23 protein-coding genes are annotated in these 23,215 nt (G+C 66.2%); 16 read left to right on the forward strand and 7 right to left on the reverse strand.

Features of this window, described 5'->3' with window-relative positions; genetic code table 11:
- The first annotated feature begins 32 nt into the window (after positions 1 to 32).
- A complete protein-coding gene (gshB, locus tag ACWIKC_RS06785) occupies positions 33 to 998 on the forward strand; it encodes a glutathione synthase (protein ID WP_454599351.1) in 966 nt (321 codons plus the stop codon).
- A gap of 30 nt (positions 999 to 1,028) precedes the next feature.
- Positions 1,029 to 1,631 carry a DedA family protein gene (locus ACWIKC_RS06790; protein ID WP_454599352.1) on the forward strand — a complete coding sequence of 201 codons (603 nt, stop codon included), beginning with the start codon at positions 1,029 to 1,031 and terminating at the stop codon, positions 1,629 to 1,631.
- Between the two features lie 3 nt (positions 1,632 to 1,634).
- Here the strand turns inward: ACWIKC_RS06790 and ACWIKC_RS06795 are convergent, their stop codons facing one another.
- Both ACWIKC_RS06795 and hemW read right to left on the reverse strand, forming a co-directional pair.
- Complete coding sequence (locus ACWIKC_RS06795) at positions 1,635 to 2,534, reverse strand: tyrosine recombinase XerC (protein ID WP_454599353.1); 900 nt, start codon at positions 2,532 to 2,534, stop codon at positions 1,635 to 1,637.
- Positions 2,531 to 3,682 (reverse strand): radical SAM family heme chaperone HemW, encoded by a 1,152-nt coding sequence (gene hemW, locus ACWIKC_RS06800; protein WP_454599354.1) that lies wholly within the window; start codon positions 3,680 to 3,682, stop codon positions 2,531 to 2,533. The genes ACWIKC_RS06795 and hemW overlap by 4 nt, the downstream gene beginning before the upstream one ends.
- 85 nt (positions 3,683 to 3,767) lie before the next feature.
- Here hemW and ACWIKC_RS06805 point away from each other — a divergent pair, with 85 nt between their 5' ends.
- On the forward strand, positions 3,768 to 4,328 hold the full coding sequence (locus ACWIKC_RS06805; RefSeq protein WP_454599355.1) for a CAP domain-containing protein: 561 nt from the start codon (positions 3,768 to 3,770) through the stop codon (positions 4,326 to 4,328).
- A gap of 25 nt (positions 4,329 to 4,353) precedes the next feature.
- Here the strand turns inward: ACWIKC_RS06805 and rdgB are convergent, their stop codons facing one another.
- Positions 4,354 to 4,980: an RdgB/HAM1 family non-canonical purine NTP pyrophosphatase gene (rdgB, locus tag ACWIKC_RS06810; RefSeq protein WP_454599356.1), complete on the reverse strand. Its 627-nt coding sequence runs from the start codon at positions 4,978 to 4,980 to the stop codon at positions 4,354 to 4,356.
- Positions 4,977 to 5,693 carry a ribonuclease PH gene (gene rph, locus ACWIKC_RS06815; protein ID WP_454599357.1) on the reverse strand — a complete coding sequence of 239 codons (717 nt, stop codon included), beginning with the start codon at positions 5,691 to 5,693 and terminating at the stop codon, positions 4,977 to 4,979. Before rph ends, rdgB begins: the two co-directional genes overlap by 4 nt.
- A 108-nt stretch (positions 5,694 to 5,801) precedes the next feature.
- On the opposite strand from rph, the gene hrcA reads away from it, so the two are divergent.
- The 4 genes from hrcA to ACWIKC_RS06835 all read left to right on the forward strand — a co-directional run bounded on the left by hrcA (position 5,802) and on the right by ACWIKC_RS06835 (position 9,042).
- Positions 5,802 to 6,845: a heat-inducible transcriptional repressor HrcA gene (gene hrcA / locus ACWIKC_RS06820; protein WP_454599358.1), complete on the forward strand. Its 1,044-nt coding sequence runs from the start codon at positions 5,802 to 5,804 to the stop codon at positions 6,843 to 6,845.
- A 64-nt stretch (positions 6,846 to 6,909) separates the two neighbouring features.
- Positions 6,910 to 7,446 (forward strand): nucleotide exchange factor GrpE, encoded by a 537-nt coding sequence (locus ACWIKC_RS06825; RefSeq protein WP_454599457.1) that lies wholly within the window; start codon positions 6,910 to 6,912, stop codon positions 7,444 to 7,446.
- A gap of 7 nt (positions 7,447 to 7,453) precedes the next feature.
- Positions 7,454 to 8,683 carry a threonine synthase gene (locus tag ACWIKC_RS06830; protein WP_454599359.1) on the forward strand — a complete coding sequence of 410 codons (1,230 nt, stop codon included), beginning with the start codon at positions 7,454 to 7,456 and terminating at the stop codon, positions 8,681 to 8,683.
- A gap of 65 nt (positions 8,684 to 8,748) precedes the next feature.
- Positions 8,749 to 9,042 (forward strand): hypothetical protein, encoded by a 294-nt coding sequence (locus ACWIKC_RS06835; RefSeq protein ID WP_454599360.1) that lies wholly within the window; start codon positions 8,749 to 8,751, stop codon positions 9,040 to 9,042.
- Positions 9,043 to 9,126: 84 nt separating this feature from the next.
- On the opposite strand, the gene ACWIKC_RS06840 is transcribed toward ACWIKC_RS06835, so the two are convergent.
- Together ACWIKC_RS06840 and ACWIKC_RS06845 are read right to left on the reverse strand one after the other, a co-directional pair.
- Entirely contained in the window at positions 9,127 to 9,636 is a 510-nt protein-coding gene (locus ACWIKC_RS06840; RefSeq protein ID WP_454599458.1) for a vgr related protein, read from the reverse strand.
- Positions 9,633 to 10,118: a copper chaperone PCu(A)C gene (locus tag ACWIKC_RS06845; RefSeq protein ID WP_454599361.1), complete on the reverse strand. Its 486-nt coding sequence runs from the start codon at positions 10,116 to 10,118 to the stop codon at positions 9,633 to 9,635. Before ACWIKC_RS06845 ends, ACWIKC_RS06840 begins: the two co-directional genes overlap by 4 nt.
- Positions 10,119 to 10,282: 164 nt before the next feature.
- On the opposite strand from ACWIKC_RS06845, the gene dnaK reads away from it, so the two are divergent.
- Positions 10,283 to 12,211, forward strand: a complete 1,929-nt coding sequence (dnaK, locus tag ACWIKC_RS06850; RefSeq protein ID WP_454599362.1) for a molecular chaperone DnaK — start codon at positions 10,283 to 10,285, stop codon at positions 12,209 to 12,211.
- A gap of 74 nt (positions 12,212 to 12,285) precedes the next feature.
- On the forward strand, positions 12,286 to 13,401 hold the full coding sequence (gene dnaJ / locus ACWIKC_RS06855; protein ID WP_454599363.1) for a molecular chaperone DnaJ: 1,116 nt from the start codon (positions 12,286 to 12,288) through the stop codon (positions 13,399 to 13,401).
- 6 nt (positions 13,402 to 13,407) lie between these two features.
- Here the strand turns inward: dnaJ and ACWIKC_RS06860 are convergent, their stop codons facing one another.
- Positions 13,408 to 15,726: a patatin-like protein gene (locus ACWIKC_RS06860; RefSeq protein WP_454599364.1), complete on the reverse strand. Its 2,319-nt coding sequence runs from the start codon at positions 15,724 to 15,726 to the stop codon at positions 13,408 to 13,410.
- Positions 15,727 to 15,797: 71 nt separating this feature from the next.
- Between ACWIKC_RS06860 and radA the strand changes: the two genes are divergently transcribed.
- The 7 genes from radA to proS all read left to right on the forward strand — a co-directional run bounded on the left by radA (position 15,798) and on the right by proS (position 23,199).
- Entirely contained in the window at positions 15,798 to 17,165 is a 1,368-nt protein-coding gene (gene radA / locus ACWIKC_RS06865) for a DNA repair protein RadA (protein ID WP_454599365.1), read from the forward strand.
- Positions 17,166 to 17,186: 21 nt separating this feature from the next.
- Positions 17,187 to 17,726 (forward strand): CvpA family protein, encoded by a 540-nt coding sequence (locus tag ACWIKC_RS06870; protein WP_454599366.1) that lies wholly within the window; start codon positions 17,187 to 17,189, stop codon positions 17,724 to 17,726.
- Positions 17,723 to 18,163, forward strand: coding sequence for an iron-sulfur cluster assembly scaffold protein (locus ACWIKC_RS06875; protein WP_454599367.1), 441 nt, complete (start codon positions 17,723 to 17,725; stop codon positions 18,161 to 18,163). Before ACWIKC_RS06870 ends, ACWIKC_RS06875 begins: the two co-directional genes overlap by 4 nt.
- 55 nt (positions 18,164 to 18,218) lie before the next feature.
- On the forward strand, positions 18,219 to 19,883 hold the full coding sequence (locus tag ACWIKC_RS06880; protein ID WP_454599368.1) for an MFS transporter: 1,665 nt from the start codon (positions 18,219 to 18,221) through the stop codon (positions 19,881 to 19,883).
- Positions 19,876 to 20,910 carry an alanine racemase gene (locus ACWIKC_RS06885; protein WP_454599369.1) on the forward strand — a complete coding sequence of 345 codons (1,035 nt, stop codon included), beginning with the start codon at positions 19,876 to 19,878 and terminating at the stop codon, positions 20,908 to 20,910. Before ACWIKC_RS06880 ends, ACWIKC_RS06885 begins: the two co-directional genes overlap by 8 nt.
- A gap of 84 nt (positions 20,911 to 20,994) precedes the next feature.
- Positions 20,995 to 21,555, forward strand: a complete 561-nt coding sequence (gene phaR / locus ACWIKC_RS06890; protein WP_454599370.1) for a polyhydroxyalkanoate synthesis repressor PhaR — start codon at positions 20,995 to 20,997, stop codon at positions 21,553 to 21,555.
- A 99-nt stretch (positions 21,556 to 21,654) separates the two neighbouring features.
- Positions 21,655 to 23,199 carry a proline--tRNA ligase gene (proS, locus tag ACWIKC_RS06895; protein WP_454599371.1) on the forward strand — a complete coding sequence of 515 codons (1,545 nt, stop codon included), beginning with the start codon at positions 21,655 to 21,657 and terminating at the stop codon, positions 23,197 to 23,199.
- Positions 23,200 to 23,215: the final 16 nt, after the last annotated feature.

Consider the following 23,215-nt stretch of genomic DNA (forward strand, 5'->3'; position numbering starts at 1 on the left):
CGCCCCGATCCGCCATATCCGAGGTAATCCCCATGAGCCTACGCGTCGCCGTCCAGATGGACCCGATGGAATCGATCAAGATCGCCGGCGATTCATCGTTCGCGCTGATGGAAGCGGCGCAGGCGCGGGGGCATTCGCTGATGCATTACGATGTCGGCACGCTCGCCTGGGAAAGCGATGGCAGCGCGCGCGGGAAAATCACGGCACATGGCGCGCCGGTGACGGTCCAGCGGGTCGAGGGCGATCACTTCACCATGGAGGAACGGCGCCGGATCGATCTCGCTCGCGATGTCGACGTCGTGCTTATGCGGCAGGATCCGCCCTTCGATCTGGGCTATATCAGCGCCGCGCTGATCCTCGACCGGCTGCGCGGCGAGACGCTGGTGGTCAACGACCCGCGCGAGGTGGTCAACGCGCCCGAAAAGATGTTCGTGCTCGATTATGCGCAATTCATGCCGCCGACGCTGGTGGCGCGCAGCCTCGAGGATGTGCGCGCCTTCCACGCCAAGCACGGCGCGGTGGTGGTCAAGCCGCTGCACGGCAATGGCGGCAAGGCGATCTTCCTGATCGACGAGGACGGAACCAATCTGTCCGCGCTGTTCGAGGTCTTCAACCAGACCTGGCCCGAGCCGCATATGGTCCAGCCTTTCCTCCCCGAGGTTTCGCAGGGCGACAAGCGGATCGTGCTGGTCGATGGCGAATTCGCCGGGGCGATCAACCGCAAGCCTGGCGAGGGCGAGTTCCGCTCAAACCTCGCGCAGGGCGGCTATGCCGAGGCCGCCGGGCTGACGCCGCGCGAGGAGGAAATCTGCGCCGCCATGGCGCCTGAACTCAAGCGCCGCGGGCTGGTCTTCGTCGGGATCGACGTGATCGGCGGCAAGTGGCTGACCGAGATCAACGTCACCAGCCCGACCGGGATCGTTGCGATCGACCGCTTCAACGGCACCGACACCGCGGGCCTGATCTGGGACGCGATCGAAAAACGCCTGGCGGCGTGAACGCATCGCCGCTGCGCCCGTTGGGCTGACATGGATTCACTCATCGTCGCCATCGTCGAACGTCTCGGCCTCGCCGGGATCGCCCTGCTCATGGCGCTGGAAAACGTCTTTCCGCCGATGCCCTCCGAAGCGATCATGGGTTCGGCGGCGCTGGCGATCGAGCGCGGCTCGATGCAATACTGGCCGGTGATGATCGTCGCCACCTTCGGTACGCTGGTTGGGAATTATGCCTGGTTCTACATCGGCGACCGCTGGGGCTACGAACGGCTGGGCCCGTTCGTCGACCGCTGGGGTCGCTGGCTCACGCTCGAATGGGAAGATGTCGAGCGCGCTACGGTATTCTTCGAGCGGTATGGCCACTGGGTGGTGTTCTTCCTTCGTGCGGCCCCCTTCATGCGTACCATGATCAGCCTGCCCGCAGGGCTGGCGCATATGAACAAGCTCAAGTTCTGCGTTTTTACTGCGGCTGGCGCGGCGCTTTGGAACGCGATCCTGATCGGCGGGATGCAATGGCTGTCGCGCACCTTCGATGATTCCGATGTCGTCAGCTGGGTGGTCATTGCCACCCTGGTGCTGGCGGTGATCGCCTATGTCTGGCGGCTCGCGACCTGGAAGCCGCGTAGCCAGCGCTGAGTCTCAGTCCTGCGCTTCGCGTGGGTGCGCGCCCCGATAGGTTTCGAGCAGGCTGGCGGCATCGACCCGCGTGTAGATCTGGGTCGAACCGAGGCTGGCATGGCCGAGCAATTCCTGCAGGCTGCGCAGATCGGCGCCGGCACCGAGCAGATGGGTCGCGAAACTGTGGCGCAACGCATGAGGGGTCGCGGTGGCGGGGAGGCCCAGCACGATGCGGGCGCGTGCGGTGGCCTTCTGGACCATGCCCTGGGACAGCGGCCCACCGCGCGCGCCGCGAAACAGCAGCTCATCGGCATCTAGCGGGAAGGGGACCTTCGAGGCGTAATCCGCCACCGCCTCGGCGACGATGGGCAGGATCGGCACCACGCGCTGCTTGCCCCCCTTGCCGGTCACCGACAGACGCTCGCCCAGTGGCACATCGCTGCGTTTAAGCGAAAGCGCCTCAGCGATCCGCACTCCTGCGCCGTAAAGCAGCAGTAGCACCGCGCGGTCGCGCGATCCGATCCAGCCCTCGCCAGCCAACGCATGAACCGTATCGGCGAGATTGACCGCCTCGTCGGGGGTGATGGGGCGGGGAAGACCCTTCTTGATGCGCGGTCCGCGCAGCCGCGGACCACCGCCACCCGGCGCGCCAGTCTGTTGGCGGGCGAAGCCGACGAAGCCCTTCAAGGCCGAGAGCTCGCGCGCCGCCGAGGCGTTGGAAAGGCCCTCGGCGCGGCGCGCCGCGAGTTGGCCACGCAGCGCACCGGTATCGATCGCGGCGACCGCATCCCAGCTTCCGAGTTCCAGCCGCTGGAGCAGCCGCTGCGCGGCGGCGCAATAGGCGCGCACGGTGTGCGGCGAGCGGCGGCGGGTCTGAGCGAGATGGTCGTGCCAGATGGCCAGCAGCGCTTCGCGCGTCACGCCGCCACCAGTTCGCTGGCGACCAGATCCGCGAGGAGCGCGTCGAGCAGCGGCATGCCCGCATCGGTGACCACGATCCTTGAGTCTTGCGTTGCGACCAGCCCGAGATCGCGGTGCAGTGCCAGCTTGCCTTCATCGATCAGCTCCGCGCGGGAAAACCCGAACCGCGCCGACAGCTCGGCGCAATCCACCCCTTCGCCCAGCCGCAGCCCCATTAGCAGCGCCTCGGTGGCCTGCTCGGCGCGACCGAGCACCCGCTCCTCGACGATCCCGTGACCGGAAGCCTCGATTGCCGCCAGATAGTTCTCCGGCTTGCGGTGGCGCTGGGTCGCCAGCCCGCCGCGGCGGCCATGCGCGCCAGGTCCGATCCCAGCGTAATCGCGATAGCGCCAATAGGTGAGATTGTGGCGGCTCTCCTCGCCGGGGCGCGCGTGATTGCTGATCTCGTAAGCGGGCAGACCCGCGGCAGCGGTCATGTCGCGGGTGAGCGCGAACAGATCCGCCGCGCGCTCGTCGTCGAGCGGCTCGAAGACTCCGCGCCTGACATCGGTGGCAAAGCGCGTCGCGGCTTCGATGGTCAGCTGGTAGAGCGAAAGATGACCCGTCCCGAACGCCAGCCCGCGCTCGAGTTCTCGGCGCCAGGCCGTATCGTCCTGCCCGGGCCGGGCGTAGATGAGGTCGAAGGAAACGCGAGCGAAATGGCGTTGCGCGACTTCGATCGCCGACACCGCCTCGTCCGAATTGTGCAACCGCCCGAGGAACCGCAGCGCGTCATCCTCGAAGGATTGCACGCCCAACGAGACGCGGTTGACCCCCGCCGTAGCCAACGCAGCGAAATTTCCCGCTTCGACCGAGGATGGGTTGGCCTCCAGCGTGATCTCGATATCCGGAGCGAATCCCCACAGGCGTTCGGCCTCATCCAGCAGCCCCGCCACCAGCGCGGGCGGCATCAGGCTGGGGGTGCCGCCGCCGAAAAAAATGCTCTCGAGTTGCTCGCCGCCGGCAAGCTGCGCCTCATGGCGCAGATCGGACAACAGCGCCGCTTCCCATTGGGAATGCACGATTGTCTCGCGGACATGGCTGTTGAAGTCGCAATAAGGGCACTTCGCGAGGCAGAACGGCCAGTGGATGTAGAGGGCTTTCGCCATGGATTCCTTCAGCGAATCTTAATCTGCGCGATGCATTTTCGAGCGAATGGGCCTGATTGGGAAATTTTTGCTGTTCGGCAGCACCTTGGCTTTCATATGTGCCACGGCTGCGCCCCTATTCGCAAGCGAAGCCTCGTGGCGCGGCAGTTCCACCAGCGCCGAGCGCGAGGCGCAAATACAGAACGCGGCTTATGGTTTCGATCCCGCCGACCGGATCGCCTCGCGCATTCTCGACACCCACAACGCCGAACGCGAGCGGCTGCGGCTGCCGCGACTGAAATGGAACCCGCATCTCGAACGCGAGGCCGCCGAATGGGCGCGCTCGCTTGGTCGCCGCGGGGTGCTCGAACATGCAGACGGGCAGCAACGCAACGGCACCGGCGAGAATTTGTGGATGGGCACCGCGGGCGCCTGGAACGTCGAGACGATGGTCGGGATGTTCCTCGACGAGCGTAAACACTACCGCCACGGCGCCTTTCCCGATGTCTCGCGCACCGGAAACTGGGCCGATGTCGGACATTACACGCAGATCGTCTGGCGCGACACACGCGAGGTCGGTTGCGCGATGGTCACGAACCGCGGCAACGATGTGCTGGTGTGCCGTTACTGGCCCGCGGGCAATGTCTGGGGCGCGAAGGCCTTCTGAGATGCTTGCGGCGCAGGCGTAAGTATCAAGGGAACTGCTCGGCGACCAGCTTCGCAAAGGCGTCGGCGCGGTGGCTGATGCGGTGTTTTTCTTTCGGCTCCAGCTCGGCGAAGGTTCGCTCCATACCCTCGGGCACGAACACCGGATCGTAGCCGAACCCAAGTTTTCCACGCGGGGGCCACACCAGGCTCCCCGGCGCGCGACCCTCGTAGACCGCGCTCTCGCCATCGGGCCAGGCCAGCGCCAGCACGCAATGGAAGGCGGCGGCGCGCGAGGCATCGGGCCCGCGCTGCTGCAGCATCCCCTCGACCTTGCCCATCGCCATAAACCAGTCGCGACCCGCAGAGCCTTCGAACCATTGCCGCTCGGCCCAGTCGGCAGTGTAGACTCCTGGCCGCCCGTCGAGCGCCTCGACCGCCAGCCCACTGTCGTCGGCCAGCGCGACGATGCCCGAGGCCTCCGCTGCGGCATGCGCCTTAAGCAGCGCGTTCTGGACGAAAGTCGTGCCCGTCTCGGCCGGTTCCGGCAGGCCCAGCGACCCGGCCGACAGGCAATTGAGCCCATGCGGCTCGAGCAGCGCCGAGATTTCCTTCAGCTTGCCAGCATTATGCGTGGCGATCACCAGCGAGCCGGGGCCGAGACGACGGGTCACCGGCGCACGGCCTCCTCCTGCGCCGCGAAGATGCGGTCGCAGCCGATCCGCGCAAGCCGCAGCAGCCGCAGCAGGCCTTCCTCGTCATAGGCAGCGCCCTCGGCGGTGGCCTGCGCCTCGGCGATCTTGCCGCCCTCGAGCAGGACGAAATTGGCATCTGCCTCGGCGTTGGAATCCTCGGGGTAGTCGAGATCGAGCACCGGAGTGCCCTGGTATATCCCGCAGGAGACCGCGGCGACCTTGGACAGGATCGGATCGTGGCTGATCGCGCCGCTCTTCATCAGCCCGTTCACCGCGAGACGCAGCGCCACCCAGGCGCCCGAAATTGCCGCAGTGCGGGTGCCGCCATCGGCCTGGATCACATCGCAATCCAGGGTGATCTGACGCTCGCCGAGCTTCTTCATATCGACCACCGAGCGCAGGCTGCGCCCGATCAGGCGCTGGATTTCCTGAGTGCGGCCCGACTGCTTGCCGCGCGCGGCCTCGCGATCGCCGCGGGTGTGGGTGGCGCGCGGGAGCATCGAATACTCGCCGGTGACCCAGCCCTGGCCCTTGCCGCGCATCCAGGGAGGAGTGCGATCCTCGACGCTGGCGGTGCACAGCACGCGGGTATCGCCAAAGCTGATCAGGCAGGAACCCTCGGCGTGCTTGGTGAAGCCGGTCTCGATGGTGATGGCGCGCATTTCGTCGGGCGCACGTCCTGAAGGTCGCATGGGGGTCTCCGTAAATGGGTCTGTCGCGCAGGTTGCGCGGGGGAATGGTGACGAGCCGATAGGCGCTTGGGGCTTGAGGGCGCAAGCGATGTGTCTAGATACTCTCTCATGTCCTCGCCCCCGCTCACCGAACTGACCGATCGCGCCCGCGACATCTTCCGGCTGGTGGTCGAGGGCTATCTCGACAGCGGCCAGCCGGTCGGCTCGAAAACGCTCTCCAGCGACAGCGGGCTCAATTTATCGCCCGCCTCGATCCGCTCGGTGCTGGCCGAGCTCGAACAGCGCGGGCTGCTCTCGGCGCCGCACACCAGCGCTGGGCGGATGCCGACCGAGAGCGGCTTGCGGCTGTTCGTCGATGCGATGATGCAGGTGGGCGAACCCACCGAGCGCGAGCGCGCCGCGATCGAGCAGCGCATTGCCGAGCCGGGTCCGATCGAGCGCGCGTTGGAAGAAACCAGCGCACTGCTGTCCGATCTCTCGGGCGCGGCGGGGATGGTGATGGTGCCGCCGCGCGAGTCGCGGCTGGCGCAGATTTCTCTGACCGCGCTCGACGCCAACCGCGTGCTCGCCGTGCTGGTAGCCGAGGACGGCCATGTCGAGAACCGCATCCTCGCGCTGTCGGCCGCAGCGCTGGGAACCTCGCTCGAACAGGCGAGCAATTATCTCACCGCGAAGAGCGCCGGGCGCACGCTCGCCGAAGCCTCGCGGAACATCGAACACGAGATCGCCACTGGCCACACCGCGCTCGACGATGCGAGCCGGGACCTAGTGTCGCGCGGGCTCGCCACCTGGTCGCAGGACGCCGCCGAGCGCCCGGTGCTGATCGTGCGCGGCCAGGCAAAACTGCTCGACGATGCCGCCCTGTCCGATATCGAGCGCGTGCGCTCGCTGCTCGACGATCTGGAAAGCAAGCAATCGGTCGCCGAACTGCTCGAGAACGCGCGCCATGCCGAGGCGACGCGGATCTTCATCGGCAGCGAAAACCGGCTGTTTTCGCTTTCGGGCTCCTCGGTGATCGCCGCGCCCTATCGCGACCGCGACGGAAAGGTGGTCGGCGTGCTCGGCGTGATCGGCCCGACTCGGTTGAATTACGCCAGAGTCGTGCCCATGGTAGATTTCACGGCCCGACAGCTGGGCAAACGTATCGGATAGAACGGGAATTTTCGTGAGCGACGACAACAAGAGCAAGCCGCGCGACGCTGCGGTCGAGAAGGAAATGGAAGGCGTGCCGGAGGAATTCCGGGACAATGGCGAGGACGGCGACGGGGAAGAGGACTCGCTTACGGAAGCGCTCGAATCGCTGCGCGGCGATCTCGAAGCGGCCAAGCAGGACGTGCTCTACGCCAAGGCCGATGCCCAGAACGTCCGCCGCCGCGCCGAAAAGGACGTCCAGGACGCGCGCAATTACGCCGCCACCGGCTTCGCGCGCGACATATTGAGCGTGGCCGACAATCTTGGCCGCGCAGTCGATTCGGTCCCCGCCGAATTCCGCGAGGACGAGAAGATGAAGCGCTTCATCGTCGGGATCGAGGCGACCCAGCGCGAGCTCGACAAAGTGTTCGGCCAGCACGGTATCACCCGCATTGCTGCCAAGGGCCTGCCGCTCGACCCCAACCAGCATCAGGCGATGATGGAAGTGCCAACGGACGAGCACGATCCGGGCACGATCGTGCAGGAGATGCAGGCCGGCTATATGATCAAGGACCGCCTGCTGCGGCCCGCGATGGTGGCCGTCGCCAAGAAGCCGGACTGATCGCCGGGTGTCTCTAACGGATAATCTGGTCGGCGAACGGCAGACCTTCGTCACCCATCTCGAATGCTCGCTCACTGGCGAACGCTACGAGGCGGACCGACTTCATGGCCTGTCGCAAGCGGGCCGGCCGCTGCTGGTGCGCTACGATCTCGGCGCGCTGGGCAAGGCGCTGACGCGCGATATGCTCGAAGCGCGGCCCACCGATCTGTGGCGCTGGCGCGAACTGCTCCCGGTGCGCCACACCGAAAACATCGTCAGCCTCGGCGAGATCGAGACCCCGCTGATCCCGATCCCCCGCTCGGGCGGGCCCAATGTGCTGGTCAAGGACGAGGGCCGGCTCCCCACCGGCAGCTTCAAGGCGCGCGGACTGGTGATGGCGGTGGCGATGGCCAAAGAACTCGGAGTCACCCGGATCGCCATGCCCACCAACGGCAATGCCGGCGCAGCACTCGCCGCCTATGCCACCCGCGCCGGGATCGAGACCGTGGTGCTGTGTCCGGACGACACGCCCGAGATCAACGTCCGCGAGATCGCCGCTCGGGGCGCGCGGGTGTACCGCGTCAACGGGCTGATCGACGAATGCGGCGCGATCGTGGGGAAGGGCGCGGCCGAGGGGCTGTGGTTCGATTTCTCCACACTCAAGGAGCCATATAGGATCGAGGGCAAGAAGACGATGGGGCTCGAACTCGCCGCGCAGCTCGGCTGGCGGCTGCCCAAGGCGATCTTCTACCCCACCGGCGGCGGCACCGGGCTGATCGGCATGTGGAAGGCCTTCGACGAGCTGGAACAGCTCGGCTGGATCGGTTCCGAACGCCCCGAGATGTTCGCGGTGCAGGCCAGCGGCTGTGCGCCGATCGTGCGCGCCTTCGAGGCCGGCGAGGAGCATGCCGAGCGCTGGGAAAATGCGCACACCGTCGCCGCGGGCATCCGCGTCCCCAAGGCGGTGGGCGATTTCCTCATCCTGCGGGCTGTCCGCGAGAGCGGCGGCCGGGCGATCACGGTCGAGGAAGAGGCGCTGCTGCGCGCCACCGCCGAGAGCGCATTGCAGGACGGCATGCTGCTGTGTCCCGAAGGGGGAGCGACGCTCGCGGCGTGGCGGCAGGCCGTGACGCAGGGCTGGGTCGATGCGGAGGAAGAGGTGGTGCTGTTCAACTGCGCAACCGGGCTCAAATATCCGCTGCCCGACCGATCGGCCACGCTCGACAAGGACACTCTGCCCGATCTGGCCAGTCTGTAGTTCCGGGAACCCGCGCGCGCTCCGTCCGTAATTTGCGCAACAGGGTTCAAACGGAGAGAAAAATCATGAAGACCAAACTGCTGCTCGTCCCCGCACTCGCCATGTCGACCTTGAGTCTTGGTGCCTGCGCCGAAAACTATGCCGTCGAAGGTGCCGGCATCGGCGCTGCGGCCGGTGCGGGTCTTGCTGCGCTTACCGGTGGGGATATCGTCCGCTATGCGCTGGCAGGCGGTGCCGCAGGCGGCTTGGGCGGCTATTTCGTCGACAAGAACGATGGTTGCGATGGCTACGGCCGCGACGGCTATCTCGACGACGATTGCTTCGGCACGCGCGGCTATCCGGTCGATCCGCGCCGCTAGTCCTCAAGCACCAAACCAACCCCAAAGGCCCCCTCCGGCACTCAGCCCGGGCGGGGCCTTTTGCTTGTTTGCCATCCGCAGCGCCTATCCCGCGCCCTTGAAGCGCACGAGCAGCTCGTATGCCTCGGCACCGGCGACGCCCGCCACCCGGACCCCGTTGCGCAGCCAGAAGGCATGTTTGACGATCTCGGCCTGCTGTTCGATCCCGTAGCGTTCGAGGGGCCAGCCGGGCTTGAGACTGTAGTCGTAGCGCGCCCAGGGCATTCGATGGGTGACCAGATACCAGTCGCCGCGCGTCTGTGTCTGCCACACATGGGTCAGCTCGTGTACCAGCAGGCCCTGGCGGATCACGCTCTCACGGGAGAAATCGTCGCAATATCCGCTGCCTTGCGGATGAAAGTGCAAATGTCCGCGCGGTGCCATGGTGACCGCGCGGGGCTGGAACGGAAACCATTTGCGCCGCCGGATCCTCACCGGGCCGCAATCGAGCGCGTCGCCGAACACAGAGCGGGCGATGCGGCGTTCTCCTGCGGTCAGCCCCCGCTCGCCGCCGACCGGGCAGGACGCCGGCGGGTCGCTATCGGCTGGGTTCAGCGTTCGTCGCCCGCCGCCTGGATCGGGACTTCGAAGCTGTGCTTGTCGCCGCCCGCCGCGATCAGGGTGATCTCGGTGGTGCCGCCCGCCGCCAGTTCGGGCGAGAGATCGAAGGCCATCACATGCTTGCCGCCGGGTTCGAAGCTCACGCGGTCGCCCGGCCGCATCATCAGCGGCGGCATTTCGCCCATGGTCATTTCGAAATCGTATTCCATCATGTCGTGCAGTTCGGCACGGTCCGCCCCAGCGACATCCGCGTTGCGGATCGCAAGATTGCGTTCGCCGTCATAGGCGATGTCGAAATAGAGCGCCGCCGGATTGCCTTCCACGGGAGGCAACATCATCCGCGCATTGGTGATCTCCAGACCTGCGATCCCGTCGGGCGCGGCATCCTCGACCGGGGTCCCTGCCCCGTCCGAACATGCGGCCAGGGTGAGCCCGGTTCCGGCGAGCAGCAGAGCGGCGTAAACTGGCTTCATCATTGAAAATTCCCTCCAAACAACGGCGTGTTTTCTAGCCGAGCGCGTCCCTTGTGCCAAGAAAATGCGCACCTATATCTTCGAGGTAACCGAGCCGCCGAAAGGTTCCGCCATTCATGGGGAACCGTCCGAGCGGCGTCCAATCAATAGAAGCAGATGGGGAATCCATGAGCAAAGTTATCGGAATCGACCTCGGCACCACCAATAGCTGCATCGCGGTTATGGACGGGGGCAAACCCAAGGTCATCGAGAATTCCGAAGGCGCGCGCACGACGCCTTCGATCGTCGCCTTCACCAAGGATGGCGAGCGTCTGATCGGCCAGCCGGCCAAGCGCCAGGCGGTCACCAACCCCGACAACACGCTGTTCGCGATCAAGCGCCTGATCGGGCGCCGCTTCGACGATCCCATGACCAAGAAGGACATGGATCTCGTTCCCTATGACATCGTCAAGGGCAAGAACGGCGATGCCTGGGTCGAAGCCGGCGGCGAAGACTATTCGCCCAGCCAGGTCTCCGCCTTCATCCTCCAGAAGATGAAGGAAACCGCCGAAAGCTATCTCGGCGAAACCGTCACCCAGGCGGTCATCACCGTCCCCGCCTATTTCAACGACGCCCAGCGTCAGGCGACCAAGGACGCCGGCCAGATCGCCGGTCTCGAGGTGCTGCGCATCATCAACGAGCCGACCGCGGCCGCGCTCGCCTATGGAATGGACAAGGACGAGGGCAAGACCATCGCGGTCTACGATCTCGGCGGCGGTACTTTCGACGTCTCCGTACTCGAGATCGGCGATGGCGTCTTCGAGGTAAAGTCCACCAATGGCGATACCTTCCTCGGTGGTGAGGATTTCGACATTACGATCGTCGAATATCTCGCGAACCAGTTCGAGAAGAAGGAGAGCATGGATCTTCGCAAGGACAAGCTTGCGCTCCAGCGTCTCAAGGAAGCCGCCGAAAAGGCCAAGATCGAGCTGTCCAGCTCGCAGACCACTGAAGTCAACTTGCCCTTCATCACCGCCCGTATGGAAGGCGGCAGTTCCACCCCGTTGCATCTGGTCGAGACGATCAGCCGCTCGGATCTGGAAAAGCTGGTCGGCGACCTGATCAAACGCACGCTCGAGCCGTGCAAGAAGGCGCTGGCCGATGCCGGCGTTTCGAAGGACGAGATCGACGAAGTGATCCTGGTCGGCGGCATGACCCGCATGCCGCGGGTCCGCGAAGTGGTCGAGGAATTCTTCGGCTCCAAGCCGCACACCGGCGTGAACCCCGATGAGGTCGTCGCCATGGGCGCCGCGATCCAGGCGGGCGTGCTGCAGGGCGACGTCAAGGACGTCTTGCTGCTCGACGTGACCCCGCTGTCGCTCGGCATCGAAACGCTGGGTGGCGTGTTCACCCGGATGATCGATCGCAACACCACCATCCCGACCAAGAAGAGCCAGACCTATTCGACCGCCGAGGACAATCAGCAGGCGGTTACCATCAAGGTCTTCCAGGGCGAACGCGAGATGGCGGCCGACAACAAGCTGCTCGGCAATTTCGACCTCGTCGGCATTCCTTCCGCGCCGCGCGGCGTGCCGCAGATCGAGGTCACCTTCGACATCGACGCCAATGGCATCGTCAACGTCAGCGCCAAGGACAAGGGCACCGGCAAGGAGCAGACGATCAAGATCCAGGCTTCGGGCGGTCTGTCCGACAGCGATATCGATCAGATGGTCCAGGATGCGGAGAAGTTCGCCGAGGAAGACAAGAAGCGCAAGGAAGGTGCCGAGGCCCGCAACCAGGCCGACAGCATGGTCCACACCACCGAAAAGCAGCTCGAAGAGCACGGCGACAAGCTCGACGCCGATCTCAAGGGCGAAGTCGAGGCGAAGATCGCCGAGGTGAAGACCGCGCTCGAAAGCGACGATCCCGAGAAGATCAACGCCGCCGCGCAGGAACTGACGCAGGTCGCCATGAAGATGGGCCAGACCATCTACGAGCAGGAGCAGGCCAAGGCCGCCCCCGCCGATGGTGAAGCCTCCGCCGACGAAACCGGCTCGGGCGACGAAGATGTCGTCGACGCGGAATTCTCCGAGGTCGACGAAGACAACAAGGGCTGATCGCCTGATGAACACCCCGTCGCCACCGGTGCTAGCCAGCGCCGGTGGCGGCTAGGTATTTGGCGGGAGAATTTATGTCAGCCACCGAAATCGATTTCTACGAATTGCTTGGCGTTTCGCGCGATGCGGACGGCGGCACCATCAAATCCGCGTATCGCAAGCTTGCGATGGAGCACCACCCGGACCGCAATCCGGACTGCACCGAAAGCGAGGCCAAGTTCAAGGCGATCAGCGTCGCCTACGACTGCCTCAAGGACCCGCAGAAGCGCGCGGCCTACGACCGCTACGGCATGGAAGCCTTCCAGCAGGGGATGGGCGGCGCGCACGGCCAGCAAGGCTTTGGCGATATCGGCGATATCTTCGAAACCATCTTCGGCCAGGCATTCGGCGGCGGTGCCCAGCGCGGACCGCGCCGCGGCGCCGATCTTCGCTACGACATGCAGGTCAGCCTGGAAGAAGCCTTCCACGGCAAGGACACGCAGGTCGAGATCGAGGTCTCGAAACACTGTGACGATTGCCACGGCAGCGGTGCCCGTCCCGGAACCCGCGCGCGTGCCTGCAACCTGTGCCAGGGCCACGGCAAGGTCCGCGCCAAGCAGGGTTTCTTCGTGGTCGAACGGCCATGCCCCAATTGCCACGGCCGCGGCGAGGTGATCACCGATCCCTGCCGCACCTGCCGCGGCGAAGGCAGGGTCGACACCCCGCAGACGCTCGACGTCGAGATCCCGCCCGGGGTCGACACCGGCACCCGCATCCGGCTGTCGGGCAAGGGTGAGGCCGGACCGCAGGGCGCGCCTCCGGGCGATCTCTATATCTTCGTCCATATCGCGCCGCATGCGATCTTCCAGCGCGAGGGCACCACGCTCGCCACCCGCGTGCCGATCAGTTTCACGCAAGCCGCGCTTGGCGGCGAGATCGAAATCCTCGATCTCGCGGGAGAGGCGGTGACGCTCTCGATCCCGACGGGCATCCAGTCGGGCAAGCAATTGCGCCAGCGCGGTGCGGGCATGCCCGTGCTGCAGGGGCGCGGGCGCGGCGATCTGGTAGTGGAAATCGCGGTCGAGACCCCGACCAAGCTTACCAAGGAGCAGCGCGCGCTGCTCGAACAGTTCCGCGAGACCGAGACCGGCGACGAATGCCCCGAAAGCCGGGGCTTCTTCGAGAAGCTGAAAACCGTTCTGGGCGCCTAGCCGCCGCTATTCGGGCAGGCGCTCGGCGATCTCGCGGCGCAGCGAGTCGATCAGCCCGCCCGAACAGCGGCCCGCCGCCTCTTCCTCGTCCAGTATGGCGATAAAGGCGGCGCGCTTGAAGCTTCGAGTGTCCTCCTCGGGCAGCTTGTCCTCGAGGGTCGAGCCGACCAGATCGATCATCCGCTCGGCGCCATGGAGCCGGCCCCAGAGATAATCGGTCTCGCGATAGGCACGGCTGAAGAAGGCGCCGAAATTGTAGAATTCGGTCCCGCGCAAGGTGGCCCTGGTCCCGCCCTCGCGGATACTCCGAGCGTCCTCGGGCGAGATGCGATCGACCTTGGCGGGATCGAATTCGGACAGCCCCTCATCGCGTAGCAGCGCCAGTGTGGCAACGTCGTAATAGGGAAAGCCCAGATAGGTCAGCAGCATCCGCCGCTTGAGGTCCTTGGGCATCTTGCCCAGCGCCTCGGCGAGCAGCAGTTCGGCCTCGTCGTCGACCTGCGGCAGCAGGCGGTTATCCTCGAGGTGATCGAGCACCGCCGCCGGATCCTGCAGCACGTTCTCCGCCAACTTCCCGAAATCCGGACCTAGCGACGCCAGCCCCTCGCGGTCGAAATAGAGCGCGAGGATCCCATAGAGTGCATCGCGCGCGGTCTCCAGCGCATCGTCGGGGATATCGGGATCGGCTTCCCAGTCGCGGGCGACGCGGCGCGCGAGCAGCCGCAGCCGGCGGATCCGAAACCCCAGATCATGCGCGCGGAAGAAGGCGATCGCGCCATCATGCGCCCCGCCGCCGGGCGCCGAGAGACTTTCCAGCCCCCTCCGCGCCAGTTCCTCGCGAAACACCGCCTCGATGGCTTGCGCGTCGGGCAGACCCAGTTGCGGCGCCGCCTCCAGCGTCAGCCTGGCGAGCCGCGCGAGGATACCCGACACCTTGGTCTGGGCGTAGGACTGGAAGGCGAAGCCGGCCTGTTCGGCCGCTGCGGTCTGCGCGCGCTGGCGCCAGTTGCGCAGTCGCCGCGGGGTCGGCTTGTCGAGAAACAGCGTCCGCCCGAACAAGCGATCGACCGCGCCTTCGACATCGGGGCGCAGCCGGGCGACAATTCGCCGCAGCCGCAGCGCCTCGCGGCTTTGCTCCTCGAGAGCCTCGAGATTGTCGCGGATCGGCTGCTCGCGCGGAATGGTGGAGAGCGATCCGATGATGGCCGAGAAGAACCCCACTGGCTTCTTCTCCATCTCGCGCAGCGCGCTCGAACGGTCGGGTCGCGGATCGACATAGACGAAGTGTCGATCGACCTCGCGCTGCGCGGGCCGCCCCTTTAGCGCCGCGATCGCCCCTTCGAAGGGCTTGTTGACCAGCACCGAGCCGTCGATCAGCGAGACCTGATCGACAGTGCCCTCGCGCAGGTGGACTGGCATGATCCGTTCGAGGAAATGGTGCCGGTTCGCCCAGGGACGCCCGGTCTTTTCCGCCAGCGCGTCGATCTCCGCCACCATCAGCGGGGGGAAGGCGCCGGGGAAGCTGGCCGTGGCGCGCGCGGCGAACACCAGCTCGACCGGATCGGCGAAATCCTGCCCGCCCGAATAGGGCGTCTGGCTGCGGAAATCGATCGGCATGCGATGCTCGCTTTCCTCCACCACCGGCGGGCTGTTGAGCCGCAGCAGCGACAGATGGCCGTGGAAATCGGTGGCGGTGACGAACAGGTCGAGCGGATGCCGCGGCGGCAGCAGCGGCGCCTCGGGCTCGGTCCGCGCCATCGCGGCAAAGGCGCGTTCGAGCAGCGCGGAAAACCCGGCACCGCTGAACGGCGGCTCGAACCAGCGTCCGCGCATGAAGCTCGACACCTTGCGGCGGACCTCGTCACGCGTTTCGGGCGCCACGCTCTCGCTGACCAGATTGCCCGGGCGGCTGAGCACCCAGCGCACCAGCGGCTGGGTCCAGAATTTGGCGAAACGCCACATCGGACGGGCATCGGGATCGACCAGCTCGTCGACATCGGCCATGTCGAGCCAAAGATCGGTGAGGGGATCGAGCGAATAGCCCGAATGCACCGCCTGCGCGAGGAACACCGCGTTGATCCCGCCCGCGCTTGCGCCGGTCAGGATATCGGGCAGGACGCGCAGCCGCAGTTGCCGCTCGGCTTCGATATGCTCGAGGAGTCCGCGATAGACCCCGGCGACGCCGCCGGGTTTCTCGCTGCCGTCGTGATAGGCGCGGCTGGCGCGCGCAAGGTGCCACACTTCCTTGGTGACCCCGTGCATGTAGACCGCGAGGCTGACCCCGCCATAACAGACCAGCGCAATCCTGAGTTCTTTTTGCCGCATCGCGGCGACAGTGGCGCAGCCAGCCCGCGAAGGCAATTGCGTTCCTGCAATGTTCCGGTTATCGCACCCCCATGGCCAAACCCAAACGCCGCTATGTCTGCCAGGCCTGTGGCAGCGTCTCGCATCGCTGGCAGGGCCAATGCCCCGATTGCGCCGAATGGAACACGCTGGTCGAGGACGCGCCTGCCACGGTTTTCGCGCAGAAGCACGATCTGTCGAGCGGCGGGCGCGGGATCGAGTTCGTCTCGCTCGACAAGCCGGGTGCCTTGCCGGTGCGCGCTACCACGGGGCTGGCCGAATTCGACCGAGCGCTGGGTGGCGGGCTGGTGCCCGGCTCGGCGATCCTGATGGGCGGCGATCCGGGGATCGGCAAATCCACGCTGCTGCTCCAGGCCGCTGCGGCGGTCGCGCGCGCGGGCAAATCATGCATCTATGTCAGCGGCGAGGAAGCGACCGCACAGGTGCGGATGCGCGCGGGACGGCTGGGGCTGGGCGATGCCCCGGTGCGGCTCGCCGCCGCCACCAGCGTGCGCGATATCCTCACCACGCTGGGGCAGGGCGAACCGCCCGCCATGCTGGTGATCGATTCGATCCAGACCATGCATTCGGATAGTATCGAGGGCGCGCCAGGCACAGTCAGCCAGGTGCGCGGCTGCGCTTTCGAGCTGATCCGCTACGCAAAGGAAAACGGCGTCGCGCTGGTGCTGGTCGGCCATGTCACCAAGGACGGCTCGATCGCCGGCCCGCGCGTGCTCGAGCACATGGTCGATGTGGTGATGAGCTTCGAGGGCGAGCGCAGCCACCAGTACCGCATCCTGCGGGCGCTCAAGAACCGCTTCGGCGCGGTCGACGAGATCGGGGTCTTCTCGATGGCGGGCGACGGGCTCGAAGAGGTGGCCAACCCCTCGATGCTGTTCCTTTCGGGACGGCAGGAACAGCTCGCGGGCAGCGCGGTGTTCCCGGCGATGGAGGGGACGCGGCCGGTGCTGGTCGAGATCCAGGCCCTGATCGTGCGGTTGCAGTCGGGGGCGACGCCGCGCCGCGCGGTGGTCGGCTGGGACAATGGCCGGATGGCGATGCTGCTGGCGGTGCTCGAAGCGCGCTGTGGCCTCAATTTCAGCTCGGCGGAGGTCTATCTCAATGTTGCCGGGGGATATCGCCTCTCCGATCCCGCTGCCGATCTGGCGGTCGCCGCCGCGCTGGTCAGCGCGCTCGCCGACAAGCCCCTTCCCGCGCGCAGCGTCTGGCTCGGGGAGGTCTCGCTCGCGGGCGAAATCCGCTCGGTCGCGCACGCGCCGCTGCGGCTGCGCGAGGCGGCCAAGCTGGGATTCGAGCGCGGATTCGGCCCGCGCGACGTCGATCACGCCTCTGCAAAGCTGGAATATCGCGAGGTTGGCCAGTTGCCCATTCTCGTCGACCGCGTCATGGGGGGTACATAGTCCTGGTGCCTTGGAAGTGTGATGACGGGTTTCGACTGGATAGTGCTGGGAATTGTCGGCCTGGCGGCCGCTGGCGGGTTCATGCGTGGTTTCGTGCAGGAAATGTTTTCGCTCGCCGCCTGGGTGCTGGCGGTCTTCGCGATCCGGTTCCTGCATAAGCCGCTGACCGAAGCACTGGCCGGCTATATCGGGCAGGACATCACCACCGCGGTGCTCGCCTTCGCGCTACTGCTGCTGATTCCCTATGCCGCGATGAAGGTCATCGCCAGCAACGTCAGCGGTGCCTCGCGCAGTACGGTGCTGGGTCCGATCGATCGCGTGCTCGGCTTCGGCTTCGGCGCGCTCAAGGGCGCCGTGATCGTGGTGATCGCCTTCTCGCTGCTGGTGCTGGGCTATGACAGCGTCTGGGGCTTCAAGGGCCGCCCCGACTGGATTTCGGCCGCGCGCTCCTATGATTTCGTCGATGCGAGCTCGCGCAGCATGGTCGTAATGGTCGCCGAGCGGCGTGCGCAATTGCGCGACGAGCGCAAGGCGGCGGAAGCCGTCGACGACGCGGTATGAGCGCAAACGGCGCGGCCGTGCTCTATTCGCCCGCGCTGCTCGGCCTCGCGGTCGAACTGGCCGAATACCCGCTTACCGACGAACTCGCGCTGCACGGCGAGGCGCGTTCTCGCAGCTGTGGCAGCACGCTTGCGCTGGGCTGCACGACCGACGGGGACGGAGCCATCGCCACAATCGGGATGCGGGTCAGCGCCTGCGCGGTCGGGCAGGCTTCGGCGGCGATCTTTGCCAGAGAAGCGCATGGCCGCGACGCGGGATCGCTGGAGCGCAGCCTCGCCGGGGTCGAAAGCTGGCTTGCCGGATCCTCCGAGCGTCCCGCCTGGCCCGGGCTCGAGGCGCTCGATCCAGCGCTGCCGCACGCCGGGCGGCACGAAGCGATCCGCCTGCCGTGGAGAGCCGCCCTGGCCGCGCTTTCCAAGCTTCCGACCGCGCGCTAAACCTGCGCATCGGCACGCGGCAACAGCGCGGCAACAAGGGGAGGGGGACGCGACCATGGCCACCAGCACAAGCGCGAGCGATCCCGCAGCGGCACTCGCCATGCGCGAGCCAAGCGAGAGGGAAATCCGCCTGGTCATCGCCGCCAGCTCGGCGGGGACGATCTTCGAGTGGTATGATTTCTTCATCTACGGCACGCTCGCCGGGCTGATCGGAGCGGCCTTCTTTCCCAGCGACAACGAGACGCTGCAGATCCTGCTGGTCTGGGCGGGGTTCGCGGTCGGCTTCGGCTTCCGCCCGCTCGGCGCCATCCTGTTCGGCTTCCTCGGCGACCGGCTGGGGCGCAAGTACACCTTTCTCGTCACCGTCACGCTGATGGGGGTCGCGACCGCAGGGGTCGGCATGATCCCCACTGCGGCCAGCATCGGTATCGCCGCGCCGATCATCGTGATTGGCTTGCGTATCCTGCAGGGGCTGGCGCTGGGCGGCGAATATGGCGGCGCGGCGATCTATGTCGCCGAACACGCTCCACCCGAGAAGCGCGGCTTCTACACCGGCTTCATCCAGGCCAGCGTGGTGGGCGGCTTCGTGCTCTCGATCGCGGTGGTGATCGCCTGCCGCGCGTTCTTTACCGATGAGGAATTCGCGGAATGGGGCTGGCGGGTGCCGTTCCTGCTGTCGCTGATCCTGCTGGCGATTTCGCTGTGGATGCGGCTCAAGCTGTCCGAGAGCCCGGTGTTCCAGGCAATGAAGGCTGCGGGCGAGACCGCCGGCAATCCCTTCGTCGAAAGCTTCACCTATCCCCGCAACAAGCGCCGCCTCGTGATCGCCTTTGCTGTGACCGGGATCCTGACGACGATCTGGTATACCGCCTTTTTCTCAGGCCTCTCGTTCCTGCGCGGACCGATGCGGCTCGAGGAAAGCGTGGTTGAATGGATGCTGCTCGCGGCCGGGCTGATCTCGATGAGCTTCTACGTGATCGTCGGGCGCTGGTCGGACCGGATCGGGCGCCGTCGCCCGATCGTTATCGGCGCGTTGCTGAGCCTGCTGCTGCTGTTCCCGATCTTCTGGGGGATGGGCAGCCTCGCCAATCCGGGTCTGGCCGAGGCTGCGCGCGAGCGACCAGTGGTGGTCGCGGGGAGCGAATGCTCCACAGATCCCTTCGCCGAACTGTTCGACCGCGAGCAGACGCAATGCGGGAAACTGCTCGAGACGCTGACCGCCAACGGGGTCGCCTACAGCGTCGAACCAGCGCAGGCGCTGTCGCTAACGGCAGGCGGAGAGACGATCGCGCTGCAGCCCGAATGGTTCGCCGACGGCGCAGCCCGGCGCGACGGGCTGCTGGCGGCGTTGACCGCGCAGGGCTTCGATTTCGAGCGCGAGGCGCCGCCACTGGCGAACATCCTCGGCATCGTCGCGCTGTTGCTGGTGCTCGGGCTGCTCTCGGCGCTGACCTATGGCTCGGTCGCGGCGCTGCTCGCCGAGCTGTTCCCGCCACGGATACGCTACAGCTCGATGTCGATCCCCTATCATATCGCCGCGGGCTATCTCGGTGGCTTCCTGCCGCTGATCTCGGGGATCATCGTGGCGCGCTCGGGCGATGCCTATGCCGGGCTGTGGTACACCTGGGTCGTCGTCGCGCTTGGGCTGGTTGTGGTCTGGTGGGGCCTCCCCGGCGGCCCGCCGCGCGATTTCTCCGACGATGTAGTCGACAGTGGCTGAGGCGCCGCCGACCACGCTCCGACTCAAGCTCGACGAAGCGGCGTTGGCCGCCAACTGGCGCGCGCTCGATACAATGTCGGGGACAGCGCGTGCCGGGGCGGCGGTTAAGGCCGATTGCTACGGTTTGGGGATTGCACGCTGCCTGCCGGTTCTGCGCGACGCTGGCTGCCGGGATTTTTTCGTGGCGCATTGGTCCGAGGTGAAGCCGCTGCTGGCACAAGTGCCCGCGTCGCAAATTTCGGTTCTGCACGGGGTGCTCGACGCCGCGCAGGCAGCCTACGCCCGCGCCACCGGCGTGCGCCCTGTGATCGACAGCCTGCATCAGGCGCGGGTCTGGACCGAGAGCGGCGGCGGGCGCTGCGACCTGATGGTCGACAGCGGGATCAACCGGCTCGGAATAAGTCTTGCCGAGGTCGGCGATCCGCTGCTCCAAAGCCTCGATGTCGAGGTGCTGATGTCGCATCTCGCCTGCGCCGACGAAGACAGCGCGATGAACGCGCGCCAGCTCGCGACCTTTCGCGAAGTCATCCCGCTCGTGGCGCATCGCGAAGCGAGCCTCGCCAACAGCGCCGGTATCGCACTTGGCCCCGACTACCATTGCGACCTGACGCGTCCCGGCCTCGCGCTCTACGGTGGCGTTCCGCGGCCCGAATTCGCCGACACCATCCAGCAGGTGGCATACCCCGAAGCCGCCCTGCTGCAGGTCCGCGATGTCCCCGCTGGCGCCACTGTGGGCTATAACGCGACCTTCACCGCGCCCGCGCCGATGCGCGTCGGGGTGGTCTCCCTCGGCTATGCCGATGGCATCCTTCGCAGCTGGGCGGGCGCGCATCTGGTGCATGGCACCCGCCAGCTTCCCATCCTCGGGAAGGTCTCGATGGACATGATCGTCGTCGACCTCGCGCAGGCTCCCGATTTGCACGAGGGCGACTGGGTCTCGCTGCCCTATCACTTGCCCGATGCTGCGCGGCAAACCGCTCTTTCGCAATATGAATTGCTGACCGCGCTCGGCGACCGCTTCGGCTGACCGGCCCCGGTCCTGCACCTGTGTTGCGCTGCACATTGTGCAGGTGCTAATGCAGCATGGAGGCAGAGAGAGGGACGTTGACACATGGCCAAGCGCACGCGCGATGGAGACCCCATCGTCATCAAGAAATACGCCAATCGGCGGCTCTACAACACCGACACTTCGAGCTATATCACGCTCGACGATCTGGCGAAGATGACCCGCGAGAATGTCGATTTTTCGGTGATCGACGCCAAGAGCGGTGACGACATCACCCACACCATCCTGACCCAGATCATCGTCGAGCAGGAGAGCACCGGCGAACAGATGCTCCCGGTCAGCTTTCTGCGCGATCTGATCTCGATGTATGGCAATTCGATGCAGGGCATGATGCCCAGCTATCTGGAAGCCAGCATGGCCAGTTTCCGCAAGAATCGCGAGCAATTGCAGGAAGCGTTCCAGAAGGGCGTCGAGGCCAATCCGATGGCCCGGATGGTCGAGACGAATCTCAAGCTGATGCAGAACGCCGCCGAGGTCTTCATGCCCGGGGGCAAACCGCCCATTGCCAAGCCGCCTACTGCCAAGCCCGCACCCAAGGACGAGCTGGCGCAGATGCGCGAGCAGATGGCGGCAATGCAGAAGAAGCTAGACGAACTCGACAGCTAGCGGCGTGCCTTGCTCTTCCGTGTAAAACCCGTCTCGACGCGCCTCGACCCTTGCGGCTAGGGATGCGCCCTTCCTTGATTCATTGAACGAGATTGCCCGATGGCCGAGATTCGCCACGCCCTGACCGCCCGCCGCGCCGGTGATTTCGCCGCCTGGTATCAGGAGGTCATCGCCGCCGCCGACATGGCCGAGGAATCGGGCGTGCGCGGCTGCATGGTGATCAAGCCCTGGGGCTTCGGCATCTGGGAGCGGATGCAGCGGCTGCTCGACGACCGGATCAAGGCGACCGGCCATGACAATGTCTACTTCCCGCTGTTCATCCCGCTCGCCAATTTCGAGCGCGAGGCCGAGCATGTCGAGGGGTTCGCCAAGGAAATGGCGGTGGTCACCCATCACCGGCTGATCGCGGGCAAGGATGGCGGACTGGTCCCCGATCCCGAGGCCAAGCTGGAAGAACCGCTGGTGGTGCGCCCGACCTCGGAAACCATTTTCGGCGATGCCATGGCCCGCTGGATCCGCAGCTGGCGCGACTTGCCCTTGAAACTCAACCAATGGGCCAATGTCGTGCGCTGGGAGATGCGCACGCGGATGTTCCTGCGCACCAGCGAATTCCTCTGGCAGGAAGGCCACACCGCGCATGCCGACGAGGTCGAGGCGCGCGAGCACACCTTGCGGATGCTCGAGGTCTATCGCGCCTTCGCGGAAGACGATCTCGCCCTGCCGGTGATCGCGGGCGAGAAGCCCGAGAACGAACGCTTCCCCGGCGCAGTCGAGACCTGGTCGATCGAGGCGATGATGCAGGACGGAAAGGCGCTGCAGGCCGGAACGAGCCACTATCTCGGCACCAATTTCGCGCGCGCCAGCGGCATCCAGTTCCAAGACAAGGATGGCGGCCAGACCTATTGCCACACCACCAGCTGGGGCGTCTCGACCCGCATGGTCGGCGCAATCATCATGACCCATGGCGACGATGACGGCCTGCGCGTGCCGCCGCAGATCGCGCCCTGGCAGGTGGTGATCCTGCCGATGCTGCGCGACAAGCCCGAAGACGAGGCACTGCTCGCCTATTGCGAGGAATTGCGCGCTATGCTGGCAAGCGAGCGCGCTTTCGGCGAGCCGGTGCGCGTGCTGCTCGATACCAAGCCCGGCAAGGCCGCGGCCAAGCGCTGGGACTGGGTGCGCAAGGGTGCCCCCGTCATCGTCGAGGTTGGCGGGCGCGACATGGAGCAGGGCGTGGTCTCGCTGCTGCGCCGCGACAGCCTGTGGGACGCCGGCTCCGGCAAGCCTGCATTCGAAAACCCGGCGCGCGATGCGCTGGCGCAGTCCATCACCGGTATGCTCGCCGAGATCCAGGACGGGTTGCTGGAACAGGCGAGCGAACGGCGCGAGGCGAACATTACCCGCAACGTGACCGACATGGCGACGGTCGAAGCGCATTTCGCCGAGGACAAGCGCTATCCGGGCTGGCTCGAAGTGCAATGGTCGAAGCCCACCGGCCCTGCGCTCGATGCGGTTGTCGAGCGGTTGAAGGCGCTCAAGCTGACCGTCCGCAATGTGCCGATCGACGCGCTTCCCGCCGACGGGCCCTGCATCTTCACCGGCGAACCCGCGGTCGAGCGGGTGCTGCTAGCGCGCGCCTATTGAGCTTCGTCCGGGGATC

The organism is Qipengyuania sp. SM2507 (genome assembly GCF_053714505.1).

Coding starts and splice junctions, on each gene's coding strand:
- gshB (WP_454599351.1), top strand. CDS start 33: ATGAGCCTACGCGTCGCCGTCCAGATGGACCCGATGGAATCGATCAAG.
- ACWIKC_RS06790 (WP_454599352.1), top strand. CDS start 1,029: ATGGATTCACTCATCGTCGCCATCGTCGAACGTCTCGGCCTCGCCGGG.
- hemW (WP_454599354.1), bottom strand. CDS start 3,682: ATGGCGAAAGCCCTCTACATCCACTGGCCGTTCTGCCTCGCGAAGTGC.
- rph (WP_454599357.1), bottom strand. CDS start 5,693: ATGCGACCTTCAGGACGTGCGCCCGACGAAATGCGCGCCATCACCATC.
- hrcA (WP_454599358.1), top strand. CDS start 5,802: ATGTCCTCGCCCCCGCTCACCGAACTGACCGATCGCGCCCGCGACATC.
- ACWIKC_RS06825 (WP_454599457.1), top strand. CDS start 6,910: ATGGAAGGCGTGCCGGAGGAATTCCGGGACAATGGCGAGGACGGCGAC.
- ACWIKC_RS06835 (WP_454599360.1), top strand. CDS start 8,749: ATGAAGACCAAACTGCTGCTCGTCCCCGCACTCGCCATGTCGACCTTG.
- ACWIKC_RS06845 (WP_454599361.1), bottom strand. CDS start 10,118: ATGATGAAGCCAGTTTACGCCGCTCTGCTGCTCGCCGGAACCGGGCTC.
- dnaK (WP_454599362.1), top strand. CDS start 10,283: ATGAGCAAAGTTATCGGAATCGACCTCGGCACCACCAATAGCTGCATC.
- dnaJ (WP_454599363.1), top strand. CDS start 12,286: ATGTCAGCCACCGAAATCGATTTCTACGAATTGCTTGGCGTTTCGCGC.
- ACWIKC_RS06860 (WP_454599364.1), bottom strand. CDS start 15,726: ATGCGGCAAAAAGAACTCAGGATTGCGCTGGTCTGTTATGGCGGGGTC.
- radA (WP_454599365.1), top strand. CDS start 15,798: ATGGCCAAACCCAAACGCCGCTATGTCTGCCAGGCCTGTGGCAGCGTC.
- ACWIKC_RS06870 (WP_454599366.1), top strand. CDS start 17,187: ATGACGGGTTTCGACTGGATAGTGCTGGGAATTGTCGGCCTGGCGGCC.
- ACWIKC_RS06875 (WP_454599367.1), top strand. CDS start 17,723: ATGAGCGCAAACGGCGCGGCCGTGCTCTATTCGCCCGCGCTGCTCGGC.
- ACWIKC_RS06880 (WP_454599368.1), top strand. CDS start 18,219: ATGGCCACCAGCACAAGCGCGAGCGATCCCGCAGCGGCACTCGCCATG.
- phaR (WP_454599370.1), top strand. CDS start 20,995: ATGGCCAAGCGCACGCGCGATGGAGACCCCATCGTCATCAAGAAATAC.
- proS (WP_454599371.1), top strand. CDS start 21,655: ATGGCCGAGATTCGCCACGCCCTGACCGCCCGCCGCGCCGGTGATTTC.